The sequence below is a fragment of the Paucibacter hankyongi genome (genome assembly GCF_037482915.1).
GTDB lineage: Bacteria > Pseudomonadota > Gammaproteobacteria > Burkholderiales > Burkholderiaceae_C > Paucibacter_A > Paucibacter_A hankyongi.
On sequence record NZ_JBBHJX010000003.1, the window covers coordinates 482,240 to 509,200 of the forward strand.

Genomic DNA, 26,961 nt, shown 5'->3' on the forward strand with positions numbered 1-26,961 from the left:
TTACCCGTTTCGCCAAGTCCGCGGACCTTACGGATTTTCGGTAGGAAGCCACGAAAACTAAGCCCCGGCTAGCAACAAATCTCCACCCTCGCAGGGGCAAGCCGGCACGATTTGAGAGGCTCGCCAAAGAAGGCAAACGTTTGCGAAGTCCAGTCACTTGACCTAGACTCGACGCTTGAACGCCAAGCCCCGCGATTGAATGGCTTGGCGTTGGGACATTTCAGGAGATCCCATCCATGCAAGTTCGAGTCGTCGACTATTTGGCTGCCGACGCGGCCGAGCAATTCACCCGCTCGCTGCACGAAACCGGTTTCGGCGTGTTGGTCAACCACCCGATCCAGCAATCGCTGGTCGAAAAAATCTATGCCGACTGGCTGGCCTTCTTCAACAGTGATGAGAAGCAGCAGTTCACCTTTTCCAAGGAAACACAGGACGGCTACTTCTCCACCGAGATCTCCGAGACCGCCAAGGGCGCGGCCGTGAAGGACATCAAGGAATACTTCCACTACTACCCTTGGGGCCGCGTCCCCAAGACACTGGAGGCTGATGCCCAGGCGTATTTCCAGCAAGCCAACGCCTTGGCCCAACAACTCTTGGGCTGGGTGGAGCAATACACCCCTGCGGAAATTGCTCAGCACTACCGCGAACCGCTGTCGAACATGATCAAAGACAGCCGCCAAACGCTGCTACGGGTGCTGCGCTATCCGCCGCTGACCGGCCAGGAACCCGCCGGCTCGCTGCGCGCCGCTGCCCATGGCGACATCAATCTGCTCACCATCCTGCCGGCCGCCAATGAGCCGGGCTTGCAGGTGCAAGACATGAACGGCGCTTGGATTGATGTGCCCTGCGACTTCGGCATGCTGATCATCAATATCGGCGACATGCTGCAAGAAGCCTCGCAAGGCTATTACCCCTCCACCCAGCACCGCGTGGTCAACCCTAGCGGCGAAGGCGCCACACGCAGCCGGATCTCGCTGCCGCTGTTCCTGCACCCACGCAACGAAGTGGTGCTGTCGGACCGCTACACCGCGCATGACTATCTGCAAGAGCGCTTGCGCGAGTTGGGCGTCAAGAACTGACCCAGGTTAAACGGACGTGGGGCCGGCTACATTGCAGCCATGTCCGCCCGGCCCGACACCATCATTCACATTCACCCCGAAGCCCCGCCCAAGCCGGCCGAGGGGCAGCCCTGCAATGGCTGCGGTGTTTGTTGCCTGAGTGAACCCTGCCCGGTTGGCGTGCTCGTTAGCCGCAAGCGACAGGGCAGCTGCCACGCGCTGCAGTGGTCAGCTTCGCAAAAGCGTTACGTCTGCGGCATGCTGATAGCCCCCTTGCACCATCTCGGCTGGCGCCACACAGGCACCGTCAGCCGAGCCTTCTCGCGCCTGCTCGCCAAAGCTTGCAGACGCTGGATTGCCGCGGGTATTGGCTGCGACTCAGACCTTGAAGCTCAAGCTCCTTCTGACTCCGGGCAAGCCACTAGATCAGTTTGATTCTGCAAGGGCTAGCATCTTCGCCACTTGACCACACTCCAAGGGATGACGATGCGCAAGATCAAGCGAACAGCTCTGGCTTTGACACTGGGCCTCACGATGAGTCTCACGGCCCAATATTCACAAGCAGCGCCGCTGCGCTGGGCGGCCCAGAATGACATCCTGACCCTGGATCCGCATTCGCAAAACCACTCGACCACCAATGCGATCCTGATGCACGCCTATGAGGGCCTGACGCGCTACAGCGACAAGTACCAGGTCGAGCCCGCACTGGCCACCAAATGGACCTACATCTCGCCGACCCAGGTGCGCTTTGAATTGCGCCGCGGCGTCAAGTTCCACGACGGCTCGCCCTTCACTGCCGATGATGTGATCTTCACCTTTGGCCGCATCAGCCAGCCACAGGGCACGATGCAGATCTATGTGGCCGGCATCAAGGAAATCAAGAAGATCGATGACTTCACTATCGATGTGATGCTCAGCGCGCCCACACCGATCCTGCTGCGCAACATCATTGACTTCCGCATCATGAGCAAGACTTGGGCGGAAAAAAACAAGACCACCAATGTGCAGGACTACAAAGCGAAGGAGGACAACTACGCCTCGCGCAATGTGATGGGCACCGGCCCCTACAAAATCACCGGCTGGCAGCCGGACCAGAAAATCAGTATGGTGGCCAATAAAGATTGGTGGGACGCCAAGAACGCCAGCAATGTGACCGAACTCAGCTACCTGCCCATCAAGTCGGACCCGACCCGCGTTGCCGCGCTGCTGTCGGGCGATGTGGACATGTTGACCGACATCCCCACCCAAGACGTGGCCAAGCTCAAGAGCGACCCCAAGCTCAAGGTCATTGAAGGCCCCGAGGTGCGCACCATCTTTTTTGTGATGGACCAAGGCAGCGAGGAGTTGCAAGGCTCCAATGTGAAGGGCAAGAACCCCTTCAAGGACAAGCGCGTGCGCGAAGCGCTGAGCGTGGCCATCGACCGCGAAGCCATCAAGCGCACCATCATGCGCGGACTCTCTATTCCGGCCGGCATCATGGTGGCGCCAGGCGTCAACGGCAACACGCCCGAGTTGGACGCGCCGCTGAAAGCCGACACCGAAAAAGCCAAAAAGCTCTTGGCCGAAGCCGGCTACCCCAGTGGCTTTGAGGTGCCGCTGAACTGCCCGAACAACCGCTACGTCAACGACGAAGAGGTTTGCCAAGCGGTGGTGGCCATGTGGGCCAAGATCGGCATCAAGGCCAAGCTGGCGGCCCTGCCCTTCGCGCAGCACAGCCAAACCTTCCAACGCTTTGAAGCGCCGCTCTTCATGCTGGGCTGGGGCGTGGCCACTTATGACGCGCAGTACTTTCTGCAAGCCGTGGCGCGCACCAAGGCGACCGGGGCCGACGGCAACTTCAACTTCGCCAAACTCAGCGATGCCAAGTTGGATCAACTGGTGGACGGCATGAAGGTGGAGGTCGACGTCACCAAGCGCAACGCCATGATTCGCGAGGCCCTGGTACGCGTGCGTGATGAAACCCTCTTCATCCCGCTGCACCACCAAATGCGCCCCTGGGCCATGCGCGCCAATGTGGAAACCATCCATCGCTCGGACGACCGCCCTGAGGCCCGCCTCACGAATCTCAAGTAAAGCCCCTTGTCGACAGCCATGGCCACCCTCGGGTGGCTTTTTTTTCATGCGGCCAAGTTTTCGCCTCGCAAGCGCGCACGCAAGGCAGTGGGCGTCAGGCCATACCAGCGCCGCACCGTGCGGCTGAAGTTGGAGGTATCCACAAAACCCAGCTCAGCGGCAATCACTTCCACCGAGCTCCTACCCTGCCGCAGAGCGCGCAGCGTCTGCTCTTGGCGCACGCCGTCCAGCACCGCCTGATAACTGCAAGCCTCCACGCGCAAATGGCGGATCAAAGTCCTCACCGACACATGGCAATGTGCCGCCGCCTCGGCCACACCGGGAAAGGGCTCACCGGGTGATCGCTGCAGCAGCAATTGCTGCACTCGCAAGGCCCAAGGCCCCTGCCCGCCGCACGCCTGCGCCAACTCACGCTCGCAGTCCTGCCGGGCCGCCTCGTAAGCGCGGGAATCAGCGGTCAGGCAGGGCAAGCTCAACTGCGCCGGATTCAGATGGAAGGCCAGCATGGGCGCATCAAATGCGATCGGGCCATCAAAGCACTGCCGCAGCCGTGCCAACCAGCTCGGGTCCGGCGCTTGCGCAAAGGGCCAGTCAAGCTGCATGCCCTGCACGCGATGCCCCACCACCGACTCCATCAAGCGCAGCGCCGTGCCCAGCACCATATCCAAGACAAAGCCGCGCGCCTGCCCCAGGTCGCAACACTCATGCACCAGCAATACAGCCGCCCCATCGCCCTGCTGCAACTCAAAACGCAGCAGGCCGTTGCGCAGCGAAGCAAACCGGGCCACAGTTTCCAAGGCCTGGCGCAGGTCACGGCTGGCCACCATCGCATAACCCATGGCGCCATGGGCCGAGATCTGCGCCATCTGGCCCAGATCCAGGCCCAGGGCCGGCCGCTCACTAGCCGCCAAGGCCGCCAATACCAACTGGTGAACGGCGGCAAAGTCCAGCATCTGATCCCGCACCGATAGTTCGTCCCAGCTCAGACCTGCCGAGGCCAAGCTGCCCTCCACATCCGCCCCCAGGCTGCGCAACAACATGCACAGCAAGCGCGCATAGGTGGGATGCACTTGCGCGGTGCCGAAAGGCTTCGTCGCACCAAGCTCGGAGGACGCGAGCATGGGCGAGGGCAAAGGGCTAGGGGTTTTCATTGCTTGGCACTTTATGACGAGAACTTGCCACTTGCCTCGGTGTTTGCGCAGGGGTGACGCACCCAAACTGCGGCAAACACAAGGAGACAAGCATGAGCCTCACCATTCCCTCGCCCGAAACCACGCCCCCCGAACCCGCAGAGCCCTATCGTGATCGCAAGCGCTACGCTTGGTTAATGAGTTTGTTGGTGCCTGCCTCGGTGACGCTGGGCCCCGCCCTGCTGGTCTGGAGCGGCGACGCTCGCCTGCTCTGGCTGCCGGTCGCCTTCCTCTACGGCGTCGTGCCCTTGATCGATTGGCTCTTGGGCACCGACCGCAGCAACCCGCCCGAATCGGCCGTGCCGGCCTTAGATGCCGATCGCTACTATCGTCGCGTCACCTATGCCCTGGTCCCCATCCTCTGGCTGGCTTTCATCTACTGCGTCTGGTTCGTGGCCACACATGAACTGCCCTGGCATGGCGTTCTGGCCATGGTCATCATCACCGGCTCGGTCGGCGGCTTTTGCATCAACCTAGGCCATGAGTTGGGACACAAGCAAACCGGCCTGGAGCGCTGGCTGGCCAAGCTGGTGCTTGCCACCACGGGCTACGGCCATTTCTACATCGAACATAACCGGGGTCATCACCGGGATGTGGCCACGCCGCTGGACCCCGCGTCCTCCCGCATGGGGGAGTCCATTTACCGCTTTGTCTTGCGGGAAATGCCGGGCGCCTTCAAGCGTGCCTGGGCACTTGAGAGTGCACGCCTGACGAAAGCCGATCTGCCCGTTTGGTCGCTGAAGAATGAAATCCTTCAACCCGCGCTGATCACCCTGGCCCTGTGGGGGGCGCTGACTGTTTGGCTAGGCCCGCAAGTCCTGCCCTTTATCCTGGCCACCGCCTTTTGGGCCAACTTCCAACTCAGCTCGGCCAACTACATCGAGCACTACGGTCTGTTGCGCCAGCAACTGCCCAACGGCCGCTATGAACCCTGCCAGCCGCACCACTCATGGAACAGCAACCACATCTTCTCCAACTGGGCAGTGTTCCACTTGCAGCGCCACTCGGATCACCACGCCCATCCGCTGCGCCGCTACCAATCGCTGCGCCACTTTGAGAACCTGCCGCAGCTGCCCAGCGGCTACTTCGGCATGTTCAGCATCGCCTACATCCCGCCGCTGTGGTTCAAGGTGATGGACGAGCGCCTGCTGGCCGTGGTGGGTCGTGACCCTCAGCGCATCAACTTCGAACCTAGCGGAAAAGCCGCGCTGATCGCGCGTTATGGGATGCGCTCAAATTGAAGTCTAGGGAGGCGCAGGCACATCTTTTTTAGAGAGCTTCCTCCATTGACTCTTGCTTTCACTTGCTACGATTGAAGATCGGGAATACTTTAGATATATCTAAATAGCGTATTGCGTCGGACCTTGTGCCCTCAGCCGCCCCCTGCGTTGAACCGAGACTGAGGGTGCGAACAACCAAGGAGTCCGTATGCCCGAAAGTTGTCGCCAAAGGCGCAGCTCATTTGTCCCTCTCACGGGGCAAGCTTCTCAACCCGTTCAAGCGGATCCAACCAGGCAAGGCTTGCGTCGCAGCGCAGCTCTATTCGCCCTGCTCGGTTTCGGTCTACCCAGTTGGGCTCATGCCCAAGGCTTTGATCAAGCCGTTGATCATTTCTTCGCCAACACCTTTGGTTGGTTCGTTGATCTGATTTTCTATTCGGTACCCATTGACGGTACGCAGTTTCCCTTGATTGCCGGCTGGCTGATGCTGGCAGCGCTGATTTTCAGCGTTTACTTTGGCTTTCCTCAGTTGTTCAAAGCCAAGCTGGCCCTCGACATCGTGCGCGGCCGCTACAGCAACCCCAAGGACCGCGAGCCCGGTGAAGTCAGCCACTTTCAGGCCCTGACCACCGCACTCTCTGGCACCGTCGGCTTGGGCAATATGGCTGGCGTTGGCGTGGCCGTGGCCATTGGCGGCCCCGGCGCCACATTCTGGATGATCATCGTCGGCCTGCTCGGCATGGCCACCAAATTCACCGAATGCACGCTGGGCGTGAAGTACCGCACCGTGCTGCCCTCCGGCGCCATCTCGGGCGGGCCGATGTACTACCTGCGTGACGGCTTGGCTGAGCGGGGTCTGCCCCGCCTGGGCAAGCTGCTGGCGGCGGGCTTTGCCTTGATGGCCGTGCTGGGTGCCTTGGGCGGCGGCAATATGTTCCAGGGCAATCAGGCCAACGCGATGATTGTGCAAACCTTTGATCTGCCCACTGGCTATGGCTGGGTGGTCGGCTTGATCCTGGCGTTGCTGGTGTTTGGGGTCATGCTGGGCGGCATGCCCAAAATTGGCGCCGTCACTGCACGCTTGGTACCCTGGATGGCTTTTCTCTACATCGGCCTCACAGCGGCCGTGTTGATCGTCAACTTTGAGCGCATCCCGCAAGCCTTGACCTCCATCCTGGACGGCGCATTTCGTGCCGAAGGAGTGGCCGGTGGTGTGCTGGGCGCCTTGATCCAAGGCTTGAAGCGCGCGACGTTCTCAAATGAGGCCGGCGTGGGCTCTTCGGCCATTGCACACAGCGCCGTCAAGACCAAGGAACCGATCACCGAAGGCTTGGTGGCCCTGCTGGAGCCCTTCATTGACACCGTGGTGATCTGCACCATGACCGCCTTGGTGATCACCATCGCCGGCATCAATATGGGCCCGTATCCCAACCCCACGGGTTTGAGCGGCATCGAACTGACCTCGGCCGCCTTCCAAGAGACGGCCGCCTGGTTCCGCTATCCCCTGGCCTTGGCGGTGGTCGTGTTCGCCGTTTCCACCATGATCAGCTGGGGCTATTACGGCCTCAAGGCCTGGACTTATCTCTTGGGCGAAAGCCGACTCAGCGCGGCGGCCTTCAAGCTGCTGTTCTGCAGCTTTGTGGTGGTCGGCGCCTCCATCAACTTTGGCGCGGTCATCAACTTCTCCGATGCGGCCATCTTCGCGATGTCGATCTTCAATCTGATCGGTGTGTATCTGCTGGCCCCCGTGGTCAAGGCGGAGTACCTGCAGTTCCTGGGCAAGATCGAATCAGGCAAGTTGAAGCGTTACCCCAAATCTTCCTCCGCGCTCTCGGCCACGGTTTAAAGCCCAGCAAGGCTGGAGTCGAACGAACGATGCAAAAAACAAGGGGCACCAAGGGTGCCCCTTTTTCTCCCCCTTGCGAGAGATTGCTGTTAGATCAAATAGGCTGAAACTGCGCCCGGCGGTCTTCGGCCACGCGAACCTCGGTGGGCGTTTGGCGCCCCTCGACCATCACCCGCGGCAGTTGCTGTGGCGCGGGGCGAGATTGCGGCATGCTACTGAGGCGCTTACCGGTGATGACCAAACGCGCCAGCTTGACCACCTCGCTGGCCTCAGCCGGTGCAGCGGGCAACAGAAATGCACCCATAGCCAACACCAACATGCCAGGCCAAGCGAAAACAACACGGCGCTTGGCGGGATGAGGACAACGGTGGCGAAACATGGCAGCACTCCCTGCTCCTGGATGGAGCCATTTAGTCAGTGAACGCAGTATCTCCAAGGCCTGCACCTTTCCAAAGGCTGAAGTGACGAACTGCCGTTTTCGGCGATCAGACTGCAGAAACCGGGCATGAAGCCCAGCAACCGATCCGGACAAGGCGCTCAGGCATAGCGCAACTCGCCGGATTTGCCCCAGAACACCCGGTAGGCAAACACGGTGTAGACCGCGATGGCCGGCACTGTCGCGGCCACGCCCCACAGAATGAACTGCAGCGACTTGGGCGCCGCGGCGGCTTGCCAGACGGTCATGCGATCGATCAGCACATAGGGATAGAGGCTGTAGGCCAGGCCCATAAAACCCATCAGCATCACCAGCACCATCAAGGCAAAGGGCAACCAGCACAGCTTGCCCAGCACCCGGTGCGAGTTCAGCAAAGCGCGCAAGCCCAGCAAGGCCAGCGCCGTCATCAATGGAATCGGCAGCAAGGCTATCAAAGCCGGCATGGTGAACCAGCGCTCACTCACGGTCGCGCTGACCCAAGGCGTGGTGATGGAGACCAAGGCCAGTCCGATCACCACCGCCGGCCAAGCCAGCTTGGCGCGACGGCGCGCCAGCAATTGCAACTCACCCTCGGCCTTCATCAAGAGCCAAGCCGCGCCCAGCAAGGCGTAGGCGGCGGCCAGCGCCAGCGCGATCAAGACGGCAAACAAGGTGTAAGCCCAGCCCTCGGCAAAGCCGGTGATGTAGCGCGCCAGCATCCAGCCCTGCGAGAGCGCGGCCAGGGCTGAGCCGGCCATGAAGGCGCGGTCCCACAGCGGCTTCCACTGCGCTTGCGCCTTGACGCGGAAGTCAAAGGCGACACCGCGTAGCGTCAAGCCCAAAAGCATCACCGCCACCGGCAAGTAAAGCGCCTGCAAGATCAGGCCATGGGCCTTGGGAAAAGCCACCAGCAAGATACCCACCCCCAGCACCAACCAGGTTTCATTCGCATCCCAGAAGGGCCCGATGGAGGCGACCATGCGGTCCTTGTGCTCCTCGCTCGCACCCAACATCAAGAGGCCGACCCCGAGGTCATAACCATCCAGCACCACATAGACCAAAAGGGCCAGGCCCATCAGGCCCATAAAGACCAGCGGCATCCAATACTCGGCGTTCATGCGACGACCCTCCCCGTTTCATTCATGGGCAAGGCTTGCGATGGGCTCACATCCACCGGCTTGCCTGCCATGTATTTGATGACCGACACATAGGCCACGATCAAGGCCAAGTACAGCGTGATGTAGGCGGCCAGCGTCAAGGCGATGGTGGGCGCCGGCGTGGTGGAGGCCGCATCGGCGGTGCGCATCAAGCCATAGATCAGGAAGGGCTGGCGCCCGATCTCGGTCACATACCAACCCGCCACCGTGGCCAGCCAACCGGAAAAACTCATCCAAGCCAAGCCTTGCAGAAACCACCTCGGCAAAGCCTGCGCAGACCAAGCCCGGCGCCGGTACAGCCACAGACCCAGCCAGCTGAAGGCCAACATCAAGAGACCCGTGCCCACCATGATGCGAAAGCCGAAGAACAGCGGTGCGGCCGGGGGATGCGCGCCCTTGAAATCGTCCAGGCCCTTGATCTCTCCGTCGGCCTGATGCGTCAGGATCAGACTGGCCATCTTGGGAATGCCGATCTCGAAGTCATTGCTGCGCGTCTTTTCATTCGGCCAGGCAAACAGCAGCAGCGGCGCGCCGCGCTCGGTCTGCCACACGCCTTCCATGGCGGCAATCTTGGCCGGCTGATGCTTCAAGGTGTTCAGGCCGTGCATATCGCCGACCAAGATTTGCACCGGAATCAGCAGCGCGCCGAGAGTCAGGCCCACGCGCAAGACCTTGGCCGTGTGCGGCTGCGCCTTGCCCTTGAGCAATTGCCAAGCACTCAAACCCGCCAGGAAGAAAGCCACCGTCAAGCCCGAAGCCAAGAGCTTGTGTGCCAGGCGGTATGGGAAGGAGGGGTTGAAGATGATGGCCCACCAGTCCAGCGCATGGAACTCGCCGTTGATGATTTCATAGCCCTGCGGCGTGTGCATCCAGGAGTTCAGGCTCAAGATCCAAAAGGCGCTGAGCGTGGTGCCAAAAGCCACCATGACCGTGGCCAGCACATGCACCCGCTCGCTGACGCGGCCATGGCCGAACAACATCACCCCCAGAAAACTCGCCTCCAGGAAGAAGGCCGTCAACACCTCATAGCCCAAGAGCGGCCCGGCGATATTGCCGGCTTTTTCCATAAAGCCCGGCCAGTTGGTGCCGAACTGAAAACTCATGGTGATGCCGCTGACCACACCCAGCGCAAAGCTGAGCGCAAACACCTTGGTCCAGAAACGGTAAGCCCCGAGCCATGCGCTGTCTTGGGTTCGCAGCCAGCGCCAGCGGAAGAACAGCAGCACCCAAGCCAGGGCGATATTGATGGTGGGGAAAAGAATGTGAAAGGTGATGTTGGCTGCAAACTGCATGCGCGCCAGAACGACGGCGTCCATGATCAGCCTGCGCTTTCGTCAGGGGCGCTCTTGCCGGTGACTGCTCGGCCAATGCGGCCCGGCAGCTCCAACATTTTTTGCACCTTGGAGCCCATCTTCATCAGCTGACCCAAGGTCTGCGAATCCATCTTCTGCACATCGTCAAACCAGGTCGACAGCAGCTCGATCAAGTCGTGCATGCCGCGCATGCGTTCCTGCGCAATGCGATCCTCCTCGTTCGATGGCGTCTCCAACAAGGCATTGCGCAGCATGGACAGCGTGGGCTCAATCTCGCGCCGACGGCGCTCTTCGGCCAGAGTGCGGAAGATCTCCCAGGCATCGCTGGGCGCCTCGAAATACTCGCGCCGATCGCCGGGCAGATGACGCAGCTTCACCAAGCGCCAGGCCTGCAACTCCTTCAAACCCATGGACACATTGGAGCGGCTGAACTCCAGGCACTCGGCGATTTCATCCGCATTCACCGCCTGGGGTGACACAAAGATCAGGGCATAGATCTGCCCCACCGTGCGGTTGATGCCCCAGCGGCTGCCCATCTCGCCGAAATGGGCCACAAAGCTTCGAACCAGCGGACTCATCGCATTCATGAACTGCCTTTTACTTCTGTTGATTGCCTTGCCCTGGCGCAAACCTGAGCGCGGCGGTGTTTGACCTGGCGCAAAGTTTATCCAATTTTCAGTAATTACTGAAAATTCAGCAAAAAGAAGACTAGGCCGGCGGGGCTTTCTATGCGCGTCAGGCGCAGGCAGTTCGCTTGCCATGAGTTCAAGCACAGCCCCGGACACCTGCCCGCCGTCAATAATCGCGGCGACGCTGGATCGCCGCTTTTGGCAATCTGGACCTTTGCCCCTTTTTTGCCTTTTGCGCCCCTCCCTCATGAACTCCATCCGCCCCGCACGACATTGCTCCACGCCTCGCACCGCTCGCCGCCTGTTGTCGGTGTTGATCTGCAGCTTGGGGCTGCAGCTTGGCTCAGCCTATGCTGCCGCTGACGTCGAAAAGGTCGCAGTTCCCAGCCTCGACCTGCGCGCCGGCCAGCCCTTGCCGCTGTTGGGCCATTGGTTCGCCGCAACTTCCGGTGCAAAAACTGCCGCGACTCGCGCGCCCGCCATCGTGCTGTTGCATGGCTGCGGCGGCGCCTACGGTCGCAAGGGCGAGTTGTCCGAACGCATGCAGGACTACAGCCAATTGCTGAATGCCGAAGGCTGGCATGTGCTGGTGCTGGACTCGCTGACGCCGCGCGGGGAGCGTGAGTTGTGCACCCAAAAAATTGGCACCCGTGCCATCACCATGACCGAGCGGCGCCGTGACGCGCTCGGCGCTCTGCAATGGTTAGCCGCGCGGCCCGATGTGGACGCCTCTCGTCTGGCCTTGCTGGGCTGGTCCAACGGCGGCAGCACCGTGTTGGCCAGCACCAATCTGAACCACGCCGAGGTTAAGGCCGCCACGCTGCGCCCTCGCGCGGCGGTGGCTTTCTACCCCGGCTGCGAAGCCGATCAAAAGCGCGGTTATGCACCCACGGCGCCCTTGCTGATGCTGACCGGAGCCGCCGATGATTGGACGCCGGCCGCGCCTTGCGAAGCGCTGGCAAAGCAGGCGGTCGTCAGCGGGAATCTGCCGCAACCGAAGTGGGTCGCCTACGCCGGCGCCTTCCACGGCTTTGACGCCAAGGCGCCGGTGCGTTTGCGGGCCGATGTGCCGAATGGTGTGAAGCCCGGCGCCGGTGTCCATGTGGGCGGCCAGCCGGAGGCCTTGGCCCAGTCGCGTACCGCCATGCTGGCCTTTCTGCGCGAACAACTCAACGAACAACAGCGAGTGCAGCCATGAGCGCTGGCTCGCCCCAACAGATCATCACCGAGCGTCTGCTGCTGCGCGCACCCAGCGCCGCCTTGGCGCCCGCCATCCTCGACTTTGAGTTGCGCAACCAAGCGCATTTCGCACCCTGGGGGCCAGCTCAAGCGCCGAGCTTCTTTGAACCCCAGGCTTTGGCCGAGCGCCTGAGCCGCGCCGAGCAGGACTTTGCCGCCGGCACCGCCTTGCGCTATTGGTTCAGCCGGAGCGAAACGCCCAGCCATTTGATCGGCCAGATCAACCTGACCCAATTGAGTCGAGGCCCGTTTCAAAACGCCATGCTGGGCTACAGCCTGGATGCCCAATCGCTCGGCCAGGGTCTGATGAATGAGGCACTGCGCGCACTGATTCAGCTCGCCTTCGATCAGCCGGTACGGCTGCACCGCATTCAAGCGGCAGTGCGACCCGAGAACACGCCCAGCTTGGCGGTGCTGCGGCGCTTGGGCTTTGAATTGGAAGGCCTGAGCCGGCGCTATTTGTTCATTGACGGCGCCTGGCGCGACCACCAAGTGTTCGCCTTGCTGAACCCCACTTGGGACGATAGCGAAGCGCCTTGAAACGACACCGGCCGCCGCGCCGTGCATAGCGACTCTCCCCCGTCAGGGGGATGCCGGCCTCCAGCTTTTCGCTTAACATCAATAAATTATTGTTTTACAGTAATTTTTTTGAATTTGCGATAAGTGACCAACCGCGCCATGAACATGACTCAAGACACGCCAAACAGCAGCTCCAGCCTGCGCTTGCGGCGCATACGCCGACTGGCCTGGTGGGTGCGCCTGCTTTGCCTGTGTGCCGCTGCAGGGCTGCTGATCGGCACGACCTTGTTTTGGAGTCAGCCCGACTGGCTGCGTTCGGTCGCGCAAGATCGCTGGGGCATGAGTGAAGCCACGTTGAATCTGGACCCGCACAGCCGCTTGCTGGGCTGGTCCCTCAGCTGGCTGCCCAATCTGGTGGTGCTGTTTGCGCTTTGGCAGATCTGGGCCTTGTTTGGCTACTACCGACGCAGCGAGTTTTTTGCCAGCGGGCCTGCCCTGCACCTGCGACGCCTGGGTGGGGCTTTGATGGCCTACACCCTGGCTCAACCGCTGGGCGTGACCCTGAGTGTCTTGGCCCTCACCTTGGCCAACCCAGCCGGCCAGCGCAGGCTCTACATCGGCCTGGGCACCGACCAATTCCCCAGCCTTTTCTTCGGCTTGGCGATCCTGGTCATCGGCATCGTGATGGAAGAAGCCTCCCGCATGGCGCAAGAGAACGCGGAGTTCATCTGAGATGCCGATCATCGTCACCCTGGACGTGATGCTGGCCAAGCGCAAGATGCGCTCGCGTGAATTGGCCGAGGCTGTGGGCATCACCGAGGCCAATCTCTCGCTGCTGAAGTCAGGCAAGGTGCGCGGCGTGCGCTTCGACACGCTGGCGGCCATTTGCAAAGCCCTGCAATGCCAGCCAGGTGAGCTGTTCAATTATGTGGACGGCTCCGATGATGAGGCCGCCGATGGCGTAACGCCGCTCTGAGCCCACCCAAGCCTCTCACCAAACTCGATCTGAAGACCATGCAGACCCTCAGTGCGTCCGCCCCATTTACCCTGAGTACCCGGCGCGGCAAGCCCTGGGGCGCGGTGTTGGTTCTGCTCTTGCATGTGGGGGTCTTGGGCTTGCTGATGTCGACCAAGCTGCAAAGCAAGATGCCCGTGCCGGTGCAGGGCTTGATTCAGCTCCGGCTGATTCCCTGGCTTGCCGATTCGGCATCTCCCAAGGATCGCCGCCCGAAAGACAAGCCCGTGCTGCAATCGAGCTTGCCGCTGGCACGCCCCCTGCCGCTTCATTCTCCCGCCAACGCGACAGACGTTGCCGCCGATTCACCCAGCGACAGGGTCACAGCGAACGCCCAAGGCATCAGCGCACCGGCCCCGCCTGCGAGTGCGCCGGAGTCCAAGTCAATCGCCCCGCTCAAGCTCAGCTTGCCGCCCACCGGGACGGACCGCGCGCCGGCTATTGCCGCCCTGCGCGACCCGCGCAGCAATACCCAGCGGCCCGACTTTGGTGAACGCATGGCCACGGCCCTCGGCAGCGACCCCAGCCTGCGGGAGGAAATCATTGCGCCCGGGCATCGGCGCATCCGTAAGGGCAGCACCTGCGTCGACATGAACGACAGCCGAGATTCGCAGATCAACCCCTTCGACGAAAACGCCCGCCAAATGCCCCGTTTGATGTCCCCATGCAAAAAATAGTCGAGCCCCCTGCTCGGCGACCCGCGACTTGACCCGAACCCATGCCATCCGCTCTCGATAAAACGCACCGTTTCATGAACCTGAACACCCTCAGCCTCGCAAGCCGCCTCACCACAATCATCGCCAGCCTCCTGCTGGCTCATGGCGCGGCTGGGGCCCAAGATGCGCCCGCCGCCACCCCGTCCACCGAGGTCTTGGAGCCGGTGGCCGTCAACGGCCTTAAGCGCGACAGCTCCATGCTGCCCTACGGCAACATGAACACCGTGCTGAGCGGCCTGCAGCGCTACGGCCAGGGGCTGATCCGCATGGACTTTTACGTCGAACCCAAGGATGACAAGGCGCCGCCACTGCAACCCAAGTTGGCGGTGCAAACGGCCGATCGCTACATCCCCATCGTCTTCAAGGCCGACGGCAGTTTTGAGCTGCCGGTGCTGCCGCAAAAAGAAGCCGACGAGGCCGATCTGGCCAGCAACCTGCCCAAGGGCTCGGCCGGGCTGCGCGGCGTCCTCACCTTGACCACCCCGCCCGATCAACTGGACATGGCCACGGTGCGCAAGCTGATGGCCACCTCGCACAAGCTGCGCCACGAATTGCTGCCCTGGTATTTGCGCTGGTTGTTCCCGCAGATCGAGGGCGTGCGCATCTGCAGCGCCCAAGCGGCATGGTCATTGGACTGGCCCAATCCCGCACAAGCGGGGCAACTGCTCAGCGTGCCTCTGACGGCCGACCCCAAAGACCGCGATCCCAATGAGTTCGTGGGCAAGAACAAACCGGCGCCCGGCAGCAAGCCGCCACGCAAGGTCTGCACCCTGTTGACCGGCCAAGAAGCCTGGCCCGACAACGCCCGCCTGCAAGCCCCCGCGGACACACTGCTCAGCATCAAGGCAAGCACCTCGCGTCAGGGCTCCTGAGTGCGTCGCCCTGCATCAGGGCCGAGGCCCCCTCAAGCCAGCGTGGCGGCGAGGACTTTGGCGGTCTGAGCTCGCGCGGGTCGGCCGCTTGGACTCGGCCGGGCCGGCGCGCTCATGCGGGCCCGCTCCTCCTCGGCCGCCTTGAGGATGCGGCGCTGCAGCTTGCCGGTGCTCGTCATGGGCAGGGCATCGATGAACTCGATCTCTTTCGGGTACTCGTACGGTGCCAGCCGGCCACGCACATGGGCTTGCAAATCGGCCACCAAGTCCGCCGATTCAAAATACCCAGACGCCAGCACCACATAGGCCTTCACCAAGGCACCCCGCTCGGCGTCGGGCTTGGGCACGACCGCGGCCATGGCCACCGCCGGGTGCTTGATCAGGCAGTTTTCGATCTCGCCCGGGCCGATGCGGTAGCCGGCCGCCTTGAACATATCGTCGCTGCGGCCCTGGTACCAAAAATAGCCCTCGGCATCCATCTGCGCCATGTCCCCGGTGCGGCACCAGCTGTCGCTCGGGTCCCCGCTGAATTTGGCCTGGGTCGCGGCCTCATTGCCCCAGTAGCCGAGGAAGAACACCGGGTCCGGCTCGCCGTGGACATCCAGCCGATGCACCGCCACCTCGCCAACCACGCCCGGGGGACAGGTCTTGCCCGCCTCATCAATCACCGCCACCCGGTGGCCGGGAAAGGCCCGACCCATGCTGCCCGGCCGCGCCGGCCACAGGCGGCTGCAATTACCGACCACATAGTTGATCTCGGTCTGGCCAAACATCTCGTTGACGGTGACGCCCAGTTCTTGTCGGCAATAGTCGAACACCGCATCGCCGACAGCCTCGCCGGCGCTCATGATGGCCTCCAGCTTGAGCCGTTTGTAGTGGGCGCGCGGCTTGGGCACCGCCTTCATCATTGCCTTCAGTGCGGTCGGAAACAAAAAGGTGTGGGTCACGCCCAGCCTTTGCATCAGGGCGAAGGCTTTGTCCGGCACGAAGCGGCCCTGATAGGCCACGATGGGCCGGCCAAAATACAGTGTCGGCAGCAAGGCATCCATCAAGCCACCGGTCCAGGCCCAGTCGGCCGGGCTCCAAAACACTGCGCGCGAGACTTGCCCCGGTTTGAGCGGGTCAAAGCCAAACCAATTCTGACTCGCGACAAAACCACTCAAATTGCCGATCAGGGCGCGCTGCGGAATCAAGGCCCCCTTGGGTGCGCCGGTGGTACCGCTGGTGTAGATCAGCACGGCGGGATCATCGGCCGACAACATCTCCGCGGCGAAACGCGCCGACTCGGCCTGCAGTGCCGCCATCCAGCAGACCTCGCCCGCCCCCACGGGCGCGCCACCGACGGTGATCAGCTGGCGCAGCGCCGGGCACGCGCCACGCAAGGCGCGCAAGGTGGGCAAGGCGGCTTCATCGACGATGGCCAGCACCGCTGCGCTGTCGTGCAGCCGAAACTCGAGCGCCTCGGGTCCGAACAGCATCGATAAGGGCATGGCCACCGCACCGAGCTGGTTGATGGCGATATGCGCCACGGCGGTTTCAAACCGCTGCGGCAGCACGATGGCGACACGGTCGCCGCGTTTCACGCCCCGGCTGCGCAAGGCATTGGACAGGCGGTTTGCCGCACGCTGCAGCTGGCCGTAGCTGTATTGGTCACGGCAGCCGCTGTCGCTTTCAAACAAGATCGCCAGGGCTTGTGGCGTCTCTCGCGCCCAGCGTGCGCAGCAGACCTCGGCCCAGCTGAATTGCGCCGGCACATGCCAGCGAAAGTCGGCATGAATGCCCGCGTAGGCATCGTGAACAGTTGCTGTTGTCATCGTGACCCCTGCTTGCCCAAACCATTGGTGCCGGCCTAACGCCACCGGGTGCCAGCACATGCCAGCGAGCCGCCGATGGTAGTCAACTGCCCCGCCCGCGCACTCATGGATTCCCCTTGGGCGCGGGCCTCAGGCTCAAACTCAAGCTCAGGTGCGGTGGCAGGATCGCAAGGGAGCAAATATGTCCGGCGCGCCTACACTGCCCCCATGACGATTCGAATTTTTCACAACCCCCGTTGCTCCAAATCGCGTGAGGCCCTGGCGCTCTTGCAAGCGCGCAGCCAGGCCGTTGAGGTGGTTGACTACCTGAAGGCCCCGCCCACGCTGGCCGAATTGCAGGCCCTGCAACAAGCCCTGGCCCTGCCGGTGCGCGACATGCTGCGCAGCAACGAAGAGGAATACCAGGCCCTGCAACTGGATGCCCCCCAGCTCAGCGAGGCCGAGCTATTGGCCGCGCTGGCCGCACATCCACGCTTGCTGCAGCGGCCTATCGTCGTCGCGCAAGGCCGTGCCGTGATTGCCAGGCCGCCGGAGTTGGCCCTCAGCCTGCTCTAAAGCCCGCCCAGGGCAAGGCTGATCAAGCCCTAGCGCCGATAGCGCTCCAGCGCGTCCCCGGAGAGGCGACAAATGCGCCATTCGGGCAAGACGCTGGCGCCCATTTTTTCGTAGAAACGGATCGCGTCTTCGTTCCAATCGAGCACGCTCCATTCGAAGCGGCCGTAATCGCGCTCGACCGCGATCTCGGCCATGCGCGTCAGCAAGCCCTTGCCCAGGCCGCTACGGCGGTGCGCATGGCGCACAAACAAGTCCTCCAGATAGAGACCGGGCTTGGCCAAAAAGGTGCTGAAGTTGGTGAAGAAGAGCGCGTAGCCGACCACCTCGCCTTCGATCTCGCCGACCAAAGCCTCGATCACCGGCTTGGGGCCGAATAGAAAAGGCTCCAGCTTGTCGGCCGTCAGCGCCAGCATATGGCTCAGGTTCTCAAACGCGGCGAGTTCTTCAACCAGCGCCACGATGGCGGGGACGTCTCGGGGCTCAGCGAAGCGGGTGGTGTAGGCAATCATGGCGCGCATTCTGCACGGGAAAATGCGTCTGCCTGATGTCACTCAGCCGACAGCACAAGCCACCCACCAGCGACTACAGTGCCAGCGATGAGCTCAGTGACCGCCGACCCCGCTTCGCCCTATCAGTGCCGCCGCCCCCATCGCAGCGAGTTCATCGACTTGCGCGGCCTGCGCCATCACTTGCTGCGCTGGGACGCCGCAACTCCTCTACCCACGCACCCGAGCCCACCACCACTGGTGCTGCTGCATGGCTGGATGGATGTGGGCGCCTCGTTCCAGTTCATGGTGGACGCCTTGCAGGCCAGCGCCCAGCGCCAGATCTTTGCGATTGACTGGCGCGGCTTTGGCCTCAGCGCCAGCAGTGGCGCCGACGCCTACTGGTTCCCCGACTACCTGGGCGATCTGGACGCCTTGCTCGACCAACTGAGCCCGGCGGCCCCGGTCGATCTGCTCGGCCACAGCATGGGCGGCAATGTGGTGATGAGCTATGCCGCGGTGCGCCCAGAGCGGGTGCGCCGCTTGATCAATCTGGAAGGTTTTGGCCTGCCGGAAACCCGGCCGGAGCAGGCGCCCCAACGGCTCAAAGAATGGCTGGATGATCTGAAGACGCAGCAACAGCTGAAAAGCTACCCGAGCCTGCAAGGCGTGGCGCAACGGCTGATGAAGACCAACCCGCGCCTGTCGGCGGCCAAGGCCGCTTGGCTGGCGGCCCATTGGGCGCGAGAGACCGAGGACGGCAGCTGGCATATTCTGGGCGACCCTGCCCACAAGCGAAGCAACCCAATGCTGTATCGACGCGACGAGATCGTGGCCGGCTGGGCGAGTATTCAAGCCCCGCTGCTCTGGGTTGAGGGCGCATGCACCGACCTGAGCGCCTGGTGGGGCACGCGCTACCCGCGGGCAGACTTTGAAGCGCGGCTGGCGGTGGTACCGCAGGTGGAACGCCGCGTCTTGGCCGATGCCGCACATATGTTGCACCACGACCAACCGCAGGCCCTGGCGGCGGCGCTGGAGAGTTTTTTGGCCTAAACCAGGCGCACGTTATCCCGTCCGCGGCCCGATCCCTGACTGAGCCTCAGTCCATTTCACCCCCATCAGGCGAGCTGCCATAGCGGCCGATCAGCTCGGTCTGAGCCAACACATGACCCGCCATCGCCTGCTCCAGTGCGGCCCGGTCCGGACGGCGCAGCTGGCTCAGGCGCGTGTCCAAGGCATACAGCCTGAAAAAGTAGCGGTGTCGCCCCGCCGGTGAGCAGGGGCCGTCGTAACCGAAGCGACGCCAATCATTCAGCCCTTCGCGGGCGCCCGGCGGCAGGGTGCCTCCGGCCACCTCGATGCCTGCCGCAGCCGGCTCCAACTCGTACAGCAACCAATGAACCCACGGCCGCGGACGCGGGGCAACGAGATCGCTCGCATCCGGGTCATCGACGATCAAGACCAAGCTCTTGGCCGCCTCCGGCACCTCACTCCAGTACAGCGGCGGGGCCAGGTCTTGCCCTTCGCCACTGTATTGACGCGGAATTTCCCCCTCCATCGCAAACGCAGTTGAACCGAGTCTCATGGGCGCGCTCCAAAGCAAAAGCCAGCGGATGGCCCACTTTCCAACGCTGCGGCCGGCGGCAATTTGCGCCAAATCAGCCCAAACAAAATTTGCAGCGATGCGACGGACGAACTCGCGGCAACTATGCGCTCGATCAAAGATGCTTGCCGCCTTGTGGGCGGCACAGCGGCCGGACTCGGGGCTGCGACTAGCGCGGGCGGCTCAACCCTCCCGGGCCGAGTCGTTCGCCTGGCTGTAAGCGGCGTCCAGCTTGCGCATGGCATAGGCGTGATAGGCAATGATCAGGCAATAGACCAGCAAAGCGCCCTGCGCCGCCAGCCAAAAGCTGAAGGGCCAGCCGAAGAAGCTGAAACTCAACTCGCGCGCGAAGTAAGTGCCGCCGAAGGTCACCACGGCCCAGACGAGCAACAAGCCCGCACTGAGGCGCCGACTGCGTCGCCAGTAGGCCTCCAAGCTTGGCGCCGCGCCGGGATCTGGGTTTGGGTTTGGTTGGGGCGCGTCGGCCGCGTGCTTCTGCGTACTCATGGCGCGAACCTCGCCTGGTTCGTCAATAGCGCTGCTGTCAGCCCCATCGCCCCTATCGCCTTTGTCGACGTTATCGCCACCAAGCTCATCGCAGACCTTTCTTCTTGCTCAAACTTCAGGCGCAATGCCCAAGTCCAACGCGCAAGCAATACCCGACCTTGGCGGCCGCCGCCAAGACCCACAGCATGACCAAGCCCAACACCAGCCAGCGCCGCAAGCGGGCGTCAGGAGCGCCGGGCTGAAGCCGGCGCAGCGGCCACAAGAGCGGTTGCGTCAGCCACTGCAGGACCTGAAAAACCGGGTTGGCCGCGCGCCCCTGCCCCAGCAACAGGCCCAGCAGCGACTGGGCCAACAGGGCCATCAGCGCAATTTCGACCAGCATTTTCAGAGTGGAGGCCAGGAGCAGCGTCATGGCCCGCAGTGTGCCGCAAAAGTTGCGCATTCATGCCGCCGGCAGGCTCCGGGGCCCGGCCCCCGCACCACCAGCGCACGCCGATACCGCGGGGCATGTGAAAATAGCGGGCTCTGAGCGACCGAAGCCCGCATTACGACTCTGCGCCGCCCGACCGGTCTGCCCGCCAAGGACAAATCATGGACATCGAACACATCAACGCCATCGGCGCCACCCTGGCCGATCTGACAGCGCGGACTGCCGCGCTAAGGGGGTATCTTTGACTACGACCGCAAAGCACTGCGACTGAACGAAGTCAACGCCGCGCTCGAGAACCCCAACGTCTGGAACGAGCCCAAGCGCGCCCAGGAACTGGGCAAAGAGAAGCGCTCGCTGGAAAACGTGGTTGAGACCATCAACCATCTCGAAAGCAACCTGGCTGACAACAGCGAGTTGTACGAGATGTCCAAGGCCGAAGAAGACTTCGACGGCCTCGCCGCCATCGAAGGCGACGCCGCCAAGCTGCAAGAAACCGTCGAGCAGATGGAATTCCGCCGCATGTTCAACAACCCGGCCGATCCGCTGAACTGCTTTGTGGACATCCAGGCTGGCGCCGGCGGCACCGAAGCCTGCGACTGGGCCAGCATGCTGCTGCGCCAGTACCTGAAGTACGCCGAGCGCAAGGGCTTCAAGGCCACGCTGGAAGACGAAACCCCGGGCGATGTGGCCGGCATCAAGAGCGCCACCATCAAGGTCGAGGGCGAGTACGCCTTTGGCCTGCTGCGCACCGAAACCGGCGTGCACCGCCTGGTGCGCAAGAGCCCCTTCGACAGCTCGGGCGGCCGCCACACCAGCTTTGCTTCGCTCTTCGTCTACCCGGAAGTGGATGACTCGATCGAAATCGACATCAACCCGGCCGATGTGCGCACCGACACCTTCCGCGCCTCCGGCGCCGGCGGTCAGCACATCAACAAGACCGACTCGGCCGTGCGCTTGACCCACATCCCGACCGGCATCGTTGTGCAGTGCCAAGACGGCCGCAGCCAACACAGCAACCGCGACGTGGCCTGGAAGCGCCTGCGCTCGCGCCTGTACGACCATGAAATGCGCAAGCGCATGGAAGAACAGCAAAAGCTGGAAGACACCAAGACCGACGTCGGCTGGGGCCATCAGATTCGCAGTTATGTGCTGGACCAGAGCCGCATCAAGGACTTGCGTACCAATTACGAAACCTCGGCCACACAAAAAGTCTTGGACGGCGATCTCGACCCGTTCATCACCGAAAGCCTGAAGCAAGGCGTCTAAGACGCCCCCATGACCCCGTGCCTCGGCATGGGGTTTCTTTCATTCCCCATTGATTGACACCCAAGGATGCCCGCCATGCGTGAAGGCTCTGCCACCCTGATTCGCCGCGAAGACTATGTCGCGCCCGCTTTTTGGATTCGCACCGTTGATCTGACTTTTGATCTGGACCCGGCCAAGACCCTGGTCACCGCCAAGATGCAGTTGGAGCGCAATAGCGCCGTGGCGCACGGCCCGCTGCGCTTGCACGGCGAAGAGCTGAACATCTTGCGCGTGCTGATCAATGGCGAGAGCGTGTCGTTCCGCCAAGACGGCAATGAGTTGGTGATCGACAACGCACCCGACGCCGACTTTACGCTGGAGCTGCGCAACACCTGCGCGCCGGAGAAGAACACCACGCTGTCGGGCCTCTACACCTCGGGCGGCAGCTTCTTCACCCAGTGCGAGGCCGAGGGCTTCCGCCGCATCACCTATTTCTTGGACCGCCCCGATGTGATGGCCGTCTACACCGTGCTACTGCGCGCCGACAAGGCCAAGTACCCGGTGCTGCTCAGCAATGGCAATTTGCTGGAGTCGGGTGATCTCGACAACGGCAAGCACTTCGCCAAATGGCATGACCCCTTCCCCAAGCCGAGCTATTTGTTCGCCCTGGTGGCGGGCGACCTGGTGGCGCGCGAGCAGCGCGTGCGCACCCGCGCCGGCAAAGACCATTTGCTGCAGGTCTATGTGCGCCGTGGTGACTTGGAGAAGACCGAGCACGCGATGAACTCGCTGATCGCCTCGATGGTCTGGGACGAAGCACGCTTCAACCTGCCGCTGGATCTGGAACGCTTCATGGTGGTCGGCGTGTCCGACTTCAATATGGGCGCCATGGAAAACAAGGGCCTGAATATCTTCAACACCAGCGCCCTGCTGGCCACCGCCGCCACCGCCACCGATGCCGACTTTGGCCGCATCGAGTCGATCGTCGCGCATGAGTACTTCCACAACTGGACCGGCAACCGCGTCACCTGCCGTGACTGGTTCCAGCTCTCGCTGAAAGAAGGCCTGACCGTCTTCCGCGACCAAGAGTTCAGCATGGACATGGCCGCCACGCCGAGCGCCCGCGCCGTCTGCCGCATCCAGGACGTGCGCGCCCTGCGCGCCGCGCAGTTCCCCGAGGACTCCGGCGCCATGGCCCACCCGGTGCGCCCGGACAGCTATGTCGAGATCAATAACTTCTACACCTCGACGATTTACGACAAGGGTTCGGAAGTGGTGCGCATGTACCAAACCCTGGTCGGCCGCGCCGGCTTTGAGGCGGGCATGAAGCTCTACTTCGAGCGCCATGACGGCCAGGCCGTGACCTGCGACGACTTCGCCGCCGCCATCGCTGACGCCAACCCCGGCTCGCAACTGACTGTGCGACTGGACGCCTTCAAGCGTTGGTACTCACAAGCCGGCACGCCGCGCGTCCAGGCACGCGGCAGCTACGACGCCGCCGCTCAGACCTACACCTTGACGCTGAGCCAGCACACCCCCGCCACACCGGGCCAAGACCACAAGCTGCCGCAAGTGATCCCGGTGGCCATGGGTCTCATGAGTGCCGAGGGTCAGGCCTTGCCTTTGCAGTTGCAAGGCGAAGCCGAAGCTACCGGCGCCGATCGCGTGCTGGTCTTGGACCAGGCCGAACAGAGCTTTGTGTTCATCAATGTGGCTATCAAAGACGGTACAGCCCCGGTGCCTTCGCTGCTGCGCGGCTTCTCTGCCCCGGTGGTGCTAGATGATGGCCTGAGCGACGCCGAATTGCTGGTGCTGCTCAAGCATGACAGCGACGCTTTCAATCGCTGGGAAGCCGGCCAACGCCTGGCGCTGAACCGCATTCTGGCGGCGCTGCGCAGCGGTGCTGCACTGCAGCTGGACGAGGCCTATCTGGACGCGATGCGTGCCGTGCTGCGCCATCCGCAGCTGGATTCCGCCTTCAAGGAATTGGCGCTGACCTTGCCGGCCGAAAGCTATATCGCCGAACAGTTGGATCTGGTCGACCCACAAGCCATCCACGCGGTGGTGGACGCAGCCCAGCAACAACTGGCGCAAGCGCTGCGCGAAGACTGGATCGCCGCCTTTGAAGCCAACCAGGTCAAGGGTGGCTACACGCCCGACCCGGTGTCCTCGGGCAAGCGCTCGCTGGCCAATCTGGCCCTGAGCATGCTGGTGCTGGACGCACCTCGCACCGGCGACACCGTCTGGCCGGGCCGCGCCTATCAGCGCTTCAAGGATGCCGGCAATATGACCGATCGCCTGGGCGCCCTGAGTGCGCTGGTCAACAACCATGCCGAATTGGCCGAGGCCGCGCTGGAACGCTTCTATGAGCTGTTCAAGCAAGACGCGCTGGTGGTGGACAAGTGGTTTGCCCTGCAGGGCCGCACGCCGGAGCAGGACGGCAAGTCCTTTGCTCGCGTCAAGGCCTTGACCCAGCACCCCGACTTCACGCTGAAGAACCCAAACCGGGCCCGCAGCCTGATCTTCTCGCTGTGCATGTTCAACCCGGCCGCCTTCCACCGCGCTGATGCGGCAGGTTATGTGTTCTGGGCCGAGCAAGTGCTGGCTCTGGACGCCATCAACCCGCAAGTCGCCAGCCGACTGGCCCGCGTGATGGACCGCTGGACCACCTTGGCCGAGCCTTACCGCAACGCCGCGCTGGAAGCGATCCGCCGCGTGGCCGCCAAGTCGGACCTGTCCAATGACGTGCGTGAAGTCATCAGCCGCGCGCTGGCGTCCGTCACCGCATAAGGCATTCAGGCGGACCGGCGCCCCAGTTTTCTAACTTCGAGCTTCACCACCATGACACGACGTATCAGCCTGACCCAGTATCTGATCGAACAGCAGCGCCAGCACGGCGCGATTCCGCAAGAGCTGCGCCTCTTGATTGAAGTGGTGGCGCGCGCCTGCAAGCGCATTGCCATCAGCGTCAACAAGGGCGCGCTCGGCGAAGTGCTGGGCTCGGCCGGCAGCGAAAACGTGCAAGGCGAAGTGCAGAAGAAGCTGGACATCATCGCCAACGAGGTCTTGATCGAGGCGAATGAATGGGGCGGCCATCTGGCGGCCATGGCGTCCGAGGAAATGGAAGGCATCTATCTGGTGCCGAACCGCTTCCCCAAGGGCGAATACCTGCTGATGTTTGATCCGCTGGACGGCTCATCCAATATCGACGTCAATGTTTCGATTGGCACCATCTTCTCGGTCTTGAAGAAGGCCGAGGGCAGCAAGGGCGTGTCGGAAGAAGACTTCCTGCAGCCCGGCTCGGCCCAAGCCGCTGCCGGCTACTGCGTCTACGGCCCACAAACCACGCTGGTGCTGACCTTTGGCCAAGGCGTGGCCATGTTCACGCTGGACCGCGAACAAGGCTCGTTTGTGCTGACCTCGGACGAAGTCAAAATCCCCGAGGACACCAAAGAGTTCGCCATCAATATGTCGAATATGCGCCATTGGGACGCGCCGATGCAGCGTTATGTTGAAGAGTGCCTGGCCGGCTGCACCGGCCCGCGCGGCAAAGACTTCAATATGCGCTGGATCGCCTCCATGGTGGCCGATGTGCACCGCATCCTGACCCGCGGCGGTGTCTTCATGTACCCCTGGGACAAGCGCGAGCCCAACAAGGCCGGCAAGTTGCGCCTGATGTACGAAGCCAATCCCATGGCCTTCCTGGTGGAGCAAGCCGGCGGCGCCGCCACCAATGCCAAGCAGCGCATCATGGACCTGCAACCTACGCAGCTGCACGAACGCGTCTCGGTGGTCTTGGGCTCGAAGAATGAAGTCGAGCGCGTGACCGCCTACCACCTCGAAGCGGCGAAGTAAGTTCCGCTATAATCTTGCGCTTGTCGCCGGTGTAGCTCAGTCGGTAGAGCAGCTCATTCGTAATGAGAAGGTCGGGTGTTCGATTCATCTCTCCGGCACCAAAAAACAAACACAAAGCCAACCTCGCAAGGGTTGGCTTTGTTGTTTCTGGGGCTCATGTCGCCTCCATGTAGCCAAGCAGTCAGACTTCGACTTTGCGCCCGCCCCTGGCCAAGCTGAGTATTCGATCTGCTGAAAACTCCGAAGTTCACCGGTCTGATTGACGCTTGCGTTAGCCCTTCTCTAAGGCCCATTCGCTTGCAGATTTGCTTGCCGGCCGAGCCCCGCTGTCAGACACTAGGCCCGGGCCGCTGCGCCCCTTGCACGCCATTTGTGCACCTCAACCAGGAGACCCCGATGACTGTAATTTCGAAGTCGTTTGCTCTGATCATTGCCCTCGGCCTCGGCGCTGCCCAGGCCTCCGACGATCATGGCGGCCCGGTAACGCCAAAGCCCTACACACCCGGTGTGACGCTGAGCAAATCGGTGCAAGCCTCGATCACACCAGAGCAAGCGATCAAAATTCTGCAGGCAGGCAACCAGCGCTTCGCCACGGGCCGCTCGCTGAAGTACGACCACAAGCGCCATGTGCGCCAGACCGCGCTGGGCCAGTTCCCCTTCGCCAGCGTGGTCGCCTGCATCGACTCGCGCTCAGCGCCCGAGCAGGTCTTCGACACCGGTGTTGGTGACATCTTCACCACCCGCGTGGCCGGCGCCACCGTCAATGAAGACATGGTCGGCAGTCTGGAGTACGCCGCCAAAGTCGCCGGTTCGCGCGCCATCATCGTGCTGGGCCACACCAATTGCGGCGCCATCAAAGGCGCTTGCGACGATGTGCAGATGGGCAATCTGACCGGCTTGCTGGCCAAGCTGAAACCTGCCGTTGAAGCCAGTTCGACACCGGGCGATCGCAATTCCAAGAACAACAGCTTTGTGAAAGACGTGACCGAGATGAACGTCAAGTTGACCGTCGAAAAGATCCGCAACACCAGCCCGATCCTGAAGGAGATGGAAGCGGCAGGCCAGATCAAGATCGTTGGCGCGGTGTATGACACCGGCACCGGCAAGGTGCTTTGGCAGTAAGCCTAGCGCCTCGCGTTTCACTTGAGTACTTCGGCGAGCCAGTGAATCCAGTCAGAGAAAGTGACATCGTTCATCGTTAACAT

The 26,961-nt window shown here is 62.5% G+C and carries 26 protein-coding genes and 1 tRNA gene; 17 read left to right on the plus strand and 10 right to left on the minus strand.

The window, feature by feature from the left end:
• Nucleotides 1–236 precede the first annotated feature (236 nt).
• The gene (locus WG899_RS08100; protein WP_339595108.1) at nt 237–1,079 is read left to right on the plus strand and encodes an isopenicillin N synthase family dioxygenase; all 843 of its coding nucleotides are present in this window, start codon (nt 237–239) and stop codon (nt 1,077–1,079) included.
• A 513-nt stretch (nt 1,080–1,592) separates the two neighbouring features.
• Nucleotides 1,593–3,131, plus strand: coding sequence for an ABC transporter substrate-binding protein (locus WG899_RS08105; RefSeq protein WP_339595109.1), 1,539 nt, complete (start codon nt 1,593–1,595; stop codon nt 3,129–3,131).
• A 44-nt stretch (nt 3,132–3,175) separates the two neighbouring features.
• Here the strand turns inward: WG899_RS08105 and WG899_RS08110 are convergent, their stop codons facing one another.
• On the minus strand, nt 3,176–4,252 hold the full coding sequence (locus tag WG899_RS08110) for an AraC family transcriptional regulator (RefSeq protein WP_339595110.1): 1,077 nt from the start codon (nt 4,250–4,252) through the stop codon (nt 3,176–3,178).
• A 122-nt stretch (nt 4,253–4,374) separates the two neighbouring features.
• Here WG899_RS08110 and WG899_RS08115 point away from each other — a divergent pair, with 122 nt between their 5' ends.
• Together WG899_RS08115 and WG899_RS08120 are read left to right on the plus strand one after the other, a co-directional pair.
• Nucleotides 4,375–5,562, plus strand: a complete 1,188-nt coding sequence (locus WG899_RS08115) for an alkane 1-monooxygenase (RefSeq protein ID WP_339595111.1) — start codon at nt 4,375–4,377, stop codon at nt 5,560–5,562.
• Nucleotides 5,563–5,842: 280 nt separating this feature from the next.
• A complete protein-coding gene (locus WG899_RS08120; RefSeq protein ID WP_339595112.1) occupies nt 5,843–7,387 on the plus strand; it encodes an alanine/glycine:cation symporter family protein in 1,545 nt (514 codons plus the stop codon).
• 94 nt (nt 7,388–7,481) lie between these two features.
• Here WG899_RS08120 and WG899_RS08125 read toward each other — a convergent pair whose 3' ends face one another.
• From WG899_RS08125 to WG899_RS08140, 4 genes are all read right to left on the minus strand, one after another.
• A complete protein-coding gene (locus tag WG899_RS08125) occupies nt 7,482–7,691 on the minus strand; it encodes a hypothetical protein (protein ID WP_339595113.1) in 210 nt (69 codons plus the stop codon).
• A 233-nt stretch (nt 7,692–7,924) separates the two neighbouring features.
• Nucleotides 7,925–8,920, minus strand: a complete 996-nt coding sequence (locus WG899_RS08130) for a cytochrome d ubiquinol oxidase subunit II (protein ID WP_339595114.1) — start codon at nt 8,918–8,920, stop codon at nt 7,925–7,927.
• Nucleotides 8,917–10,275: a cytochrome ubiquinol oxidase subunit I gene (locus tag WG899_RS08135; RefSeq protein ID WP_339595115.1), complete on the minus strand. Its 1,359-nt coding sequence runs from the start codon at nt 10,273–10,275 to the stop codon at nt 8,917–8,919. Before WG899_RS08135 ends, WG899_RS08130 begins: the two co-directional genes overlap by 4 nt.
• 2 nt (nt 10,276–10,277) lie before the next feature.
• Nucleotides 10,278–10,859: a GbsR/MarR family transcriptional regulator gene (locus tag WG899_RS08140; protein WP_339595116.1), complete on the minus strand. Its 582-nt coding sequence runs from the start codon at nt 10,857–10,859 to the stop codon at nt 10,278–10,280.
• A gap of 289 nt (nt 10,860–11,148) precedes the next feature.
• Here WG899_RS08140 and WG899_RS08145 point away from each other — a divergent pair, with 289 nt between their 5' ends.
• The 6 genes from WG899_RS08145 (at nt 11,149) to WG899_RS08170 (ending at nt 15,262) form a co-directional block, all read left to right on the plus strand.
• Nucleotides 11,149–12,099 (plus strand): dienelactone hydrolase family protein, encoded by a 951-nt coding sequence (locus WG899_RS08145; RefSeq protein ID WP_339595117.1) that lies wholly within the window; start codon nt 11,149–11,151, stop codon nt 12,097–12,099.
• Nucleotides 12,096–12,680: a GNAT family N-acetyltransferase gene (locus WG899_RS08150; RefSeq protein ID WP_339595118.1), complete on the plus strand. Its 585-nt coding sequence runs from the start codon at nt 12,096–12,098 to the stop codon at nt 12,678–12,680. Before WG899_RS08145 ends, WG899_RS08150 begins: the two co-directional genes overlap by 4 nt.
• Before the next feature lie 138 nt (nt 12,681–12,818).
• Nucleotides 12,819–13,391 (plus strand): DUF2975 domain-containing protein, encoded by a 573-nt coding sequence (locus tag WG899_RS08155; protein WP_339595119.1) that lies wholly within the window; start codon nt 12,819–12,821, stop codon nt 13,389–13,391.
• A gap of 1 nt (nt 13,392) precedes the next feature.
• The gene (locus tag WG899_RS08160; protein WP_339595120.1) at nt 13,393–13,635 is read left to right on the plus strand and encodes a helix-turn-helix domain-containing protein; all 243 of its coding nucleotides are present in this window, start codon (nt 13,393–13,395) and stop codon (nt 13,633–13,635) included.
• A gap of 38 nt (nt 13,636–13,673) precedes the next feature.
• A complete protein-coding gene (locus WG899_RS08165) occupies nt 13,674–14,351 on the plus strand; it encodes a hypothetical protein (protein ID WP_339595121.1) in 678 nt (225 codons plus the stop codon).
• 74 nt (nt 14,352–14,425) lie between these two features.
• Nucleotides 14,426–15,262 carry a hypothetical protein gene (locus WG899_RS08170; protein WP_339595122.1) on the plus strand — a complete coding sequence of 279 codons (837 nt, stop codon included), beginning with the start codon at nt 14,426–14,428 and terminating at the stop codon, nt 15,260–15,262.
• A 32-nt stretch (nt 15,263–15,294) separates the two neighbouring features.
• Here WG899_RS08170 and WG899_RS08175 read toward each other — a convergent pair whose 3' ends face one another.
• Nucleotides 15,295–17,076: an acetate--CoA ligase gene (locus WG899_RS08175; protein WP_339595123.1), complete on the minus strand. Its 1,782-nt coding sequence runs from the start codon at nt 17,074–17,076 to the stop codon at nt 15,295–15,297.
• A gap of 207 nt (nt 17,077–17,283) precedes the next feature.
• On the opposite strand from WG899_RS08175, the gene arsC reads away from it, so the two are divergent.
• On the plus strand, nt 17,284–17,631 hold the full coding sequence (gene arsC / locus WG899_RS08180; protein WP_339595124.1) for an arsenate reductase (glutaredoxin): 348 nt from the start codon (nt 17,284–17,286) through the stop codon (nt 17,629–17,631).
• A gap of 29 nt (nt 17,632–17,660) precedes the next feature.
• Here the strand turns inward: arsC and WG899_RS08185 are convergent, their stop codons facing one another.
• Nucleotides 17,661–18,149: a GNAT family N-acetyltransferase gene (locus tag WG899_RS08185; RefSeq protein WP_444718821.1), complete on the minus strand. Its 489-nt coding sequence runs from the start codon at nt 18,147–18,149 to the stop codon at nt 17,661–17,663.
• Nucleotides 18,150–18,227: 78 nt separating this feature from the next.
• On the opposite strand from WG899_RS08185, the gene WG899_RS08190 reads away from it, so the two are divergent.
• The gene (locus tag WG899_RS08190; RefSeq protein WP_339595126.1) at nt 18,228–19,169 is read left to right on the plus strand and encodes an alpha/beta fold hydrolase; all 942 of its coding nucleotides are present in this window, start codon (nt 18,228–18,230) and stop codon (nt 19,167–19,169) included.
• Between the two features lie 46 nt (nt 19,170–19,215).
• Here WG899_RS08190 and WG899_RS08195 read toward each other — a convergent pair whose 3' ends face one another.
• The 3 genes from WG899_RS08195 to WG899_RS08205 all read right to left on the minus strand — a co-directional run bounded on the left by WG899_RS08195 (nt 19,216) and on the right by WG899_RS08205 (nt 20,638).
• Entirely contained in the window at nt 19,216–19,701 is a 486-nt protein-coding gene (locus tag WG899_RS08195; RefSeq protein WP_339595127.1) for a YbhB/YbcL family Raf kinase inhibitor-like protein, read from the minus strand.
• Between the two features lie 201 nt (nt 19,702–19,902).
• A complete protein-coding gene (locus WG899_RS08200) occupies nt 19,903–20,226 on the minus strand; it encodes a DUF4212 domain-containing protein (protein ID WP_339595128.1) in 324 nt (107 codons plus the stop codon).
• Between the two features lie 115 nt (nt 20,227–20,341).
• Entirely contained in the window at nt 20,342–20,638 is a 297-nt protein-coding gene (locus tag WG899_RS08205; protein ID WP_339595129.1) for a YggT family protein, read from the minus strand.
• Between the two features lie 179 nt (nt 20,639–20,817).
• Here WG899_RS08205 and prfB point away from each other — a divergent pair.
• The 5 genes from prfB to WG899_RS08230 all read left to right on the plus strand — a co-directional run bounded on the left by prfB (nt 20,818) and on the right by WG899_RS08230 (nt 26,878).
• Nucleotides 20,818–21,922 (plus strand): peptide chain release factor 2 gene (gene prfB / locus WG899_RS08210; RefSeq protein ID WP_339595130.1). Its coding sequence is split into 2 segments (ribosomal slippage): nt 20,818–20,898 and nt 20,900–21,922, totalling 1,104 coding nucleotides; the frame shifts between segments, so codons are not numbered across the junction.
• Nucleotides 21,923–21,997: 75 nt separating this feature from the next.
• A complete protein-coding gene (gene pepN, locus WG899_RS08215) occupies nt 21,998–24,691 on the plus strand; it encodes an aminopeptidase N (RefSeq protein ID WP_339595131.1) in 2,694 nt (897 codons plus the stop codon).
• A 51-nt stretch (nt 24,692–24,742) separates the two neighbouring features.
• Nucleotides 24,743–25,756, plus strand: a complete 1,014-nt coding sequence (locus WG899_RS08220; protein WP_339595132.1) for a class 1 fructose-bisphosphatase — start codon at nt 24,743–24,745, stop codon at nt 25,754–25,756.
• 25 nt (nt 25,757–25,781) lie between these two features.
• A tRNA-Thr gene (locus WG899_RS08225) sits at nt 25,782–25,857 on the plus strand.
• A gap of 295 nt (nt 25,858–26,152) precedes the next feature.
• A complete protein-coding gene (locus WG899_RS08230; RefSeq protein WP_339595133.1) occupies nt 26,153–26,878 on the plus strand; it encodes a carbonic anhydrase family protein in 726 nt (241 codons plus the stop codon).
• Nucleotides 26,879–26,961: the final 83 nt, after the last annotated feature.

Coding starts and splice junctions, on each gene's coding strand:
- WG899_RS08205 (WP_339595129.1), bottom strand. CDS start 20,638: ATGACGCTGCTCCTGGCCTCCACTCTGAAAATGCTGGTCGAAATTGCG.
- pepN (WP_339595131.1), top strand. CDS start 21,998: ATGCGTGAAGGCTCTGCCACCCTGATTCGCCGCGAAGACTATGTCGCG.
- WG899_RS08230 (WP_339595133.1), top strand. CDS start 26,153: ATGACTGTAATTTCGAAGTCGTTTGCTCTGATCATTGCCCTCGGCCTC.
- WG899_RS08185 (WP_444718821.1), bottom strand. CDS start 18,149: ATGCGCGCCATGATTGCCTACACCACCCGCTTCGCTGAGCCCCGAGAC.
- WG899_RS08115 (WP_339595111.1), top strand. CDS start 4,375: ATGAGCCTCACCATTCCCTCGCCCGAAACCACGCCCCCCGAACCCGCA.
- WG899_RS08145 (WP_339595117.1), top strand. CDS start 11,149: ATGAACTCCATCCGCCCCGCACGACATTGCTCCACGCCTCGCACCGCT.
- arsC (WP_339595124.1), top strand. CDS start 17,284: ATGACGATTCGAATTTTTCACAACCCCCGTTGCTCCAAATCGCGTGAG.
- WG899_RS08150 (WP_339595118.1), top strand. CDS start 12,096: ATGAGCGCTGGCTCGCCCCAACAGATCATCACCGAGCGTCTGCTGCTG.
- WG899_RS08200 (WP_339595128.1), bottom strand. CDS start 20,226: ATGAGTACGCAGAAGCACGCGGCCGACGCGCCCCAACCAAACCCAAAC.
- WG899_RS08165 (WP_339595121.1), top strand. CDS start 13,674: ATGCAGACCCTCAGTGCGTCCGCCCCATTTACCCTGAGTACCCGGCGC.
- WG899_RS08110 (WP_339595110.1), bottom strand. CDS start 4,252: ATGCTCGCGTCCTCCGAGCTTGGTGCGACGAAGCCTTTCGGCACCGCG.
- WG899_RS08155 (WP_339595119.1), top strand. CDS start 12,819: ATGAACATGACTCAAGACACGCCAAACAGCAGCTCCAGCCTGCGCTTG.
- WG899_RS08160 (WP_339595120.1), top strand. CDS start 13,393: ATGCCGATCATCGTCACCCTGGACGTGATGCTGGCCAAGCGCAAGATG.
- WG899_RS08100 (WP_339595108.1), top strand. CDS start 237: ATGCAAGTTCGAGTCGTCGACTATTTGGCTGCCGACGCGGCCGAGCAA.
- WG899_RS08195 (WP_339595127.1), bottom strand. CDS start 19,701: ATGAGACTCGGTTCAACTGCGTTTGCGATGGAGGGGGAAATTCCGCGT.
- WG899_RS08170 (WP_339595122.1), top strand. CDS start 14,426: ATGAACCTGAACACCCTCAGCCTCGCAAGCCGCCTCACCACAATCATC.
- WG899_RS08175 (WP_339595123.1), bottom strand. CDS start 17,076: ATGACAACAGCAACTGTTCACGATGCCTACGCGGGCATTCATGCCGAC.
- WG899_RS08105 (WP_339595109.1), top strand. CDS start 1,593: ATGAGTCTCACGGCCCAATATTCACAAGCAGCGCCGCTGCGCTGGGCG.
- WG899_RS08125 (WP_339595113.1), bottom strand. CDS start 7,691: ATGGGTGCATTTCTGTTGCCCGCTGCACCGGCTGAGGCCAGCGAGGTG.
- WG899_RS08135 (WP_339595115.1), bottom strand. CDS start 10,275: ATGGACGCCGTCGTTCTGGCGCGCATGCAGTTTGCAGCCAACATCACC.
- WG899_RS08220 (WP_339595132.1), top strand. CDS start 24,743: ATGACACGACGTATCAGCCTGACCCAGTATCTGATCGAACAGCAGCGC.
- WG899_RS08140 (WP_339595116.1), bottom strand. CDS start 10,859: ATGAATGCGATGAGTCCGCTGGTTCGAAGCTTTGTGGCCCATTTCGGC.
- WG899_RS08190 (WP_339595126.1), top strand. CDS start 18,228: ATGAGCTCAGTGACCGCCGACCCCGCTTCGCCCTATCAGTGCCGCCGC.
- WG899_RS08130 (WP_339595114.1), bottom strand. CDS start 8,920: ATGAACGCCGAGTATTGGATGCCGCTGGTCTTTATGGGCCTGATGGGC.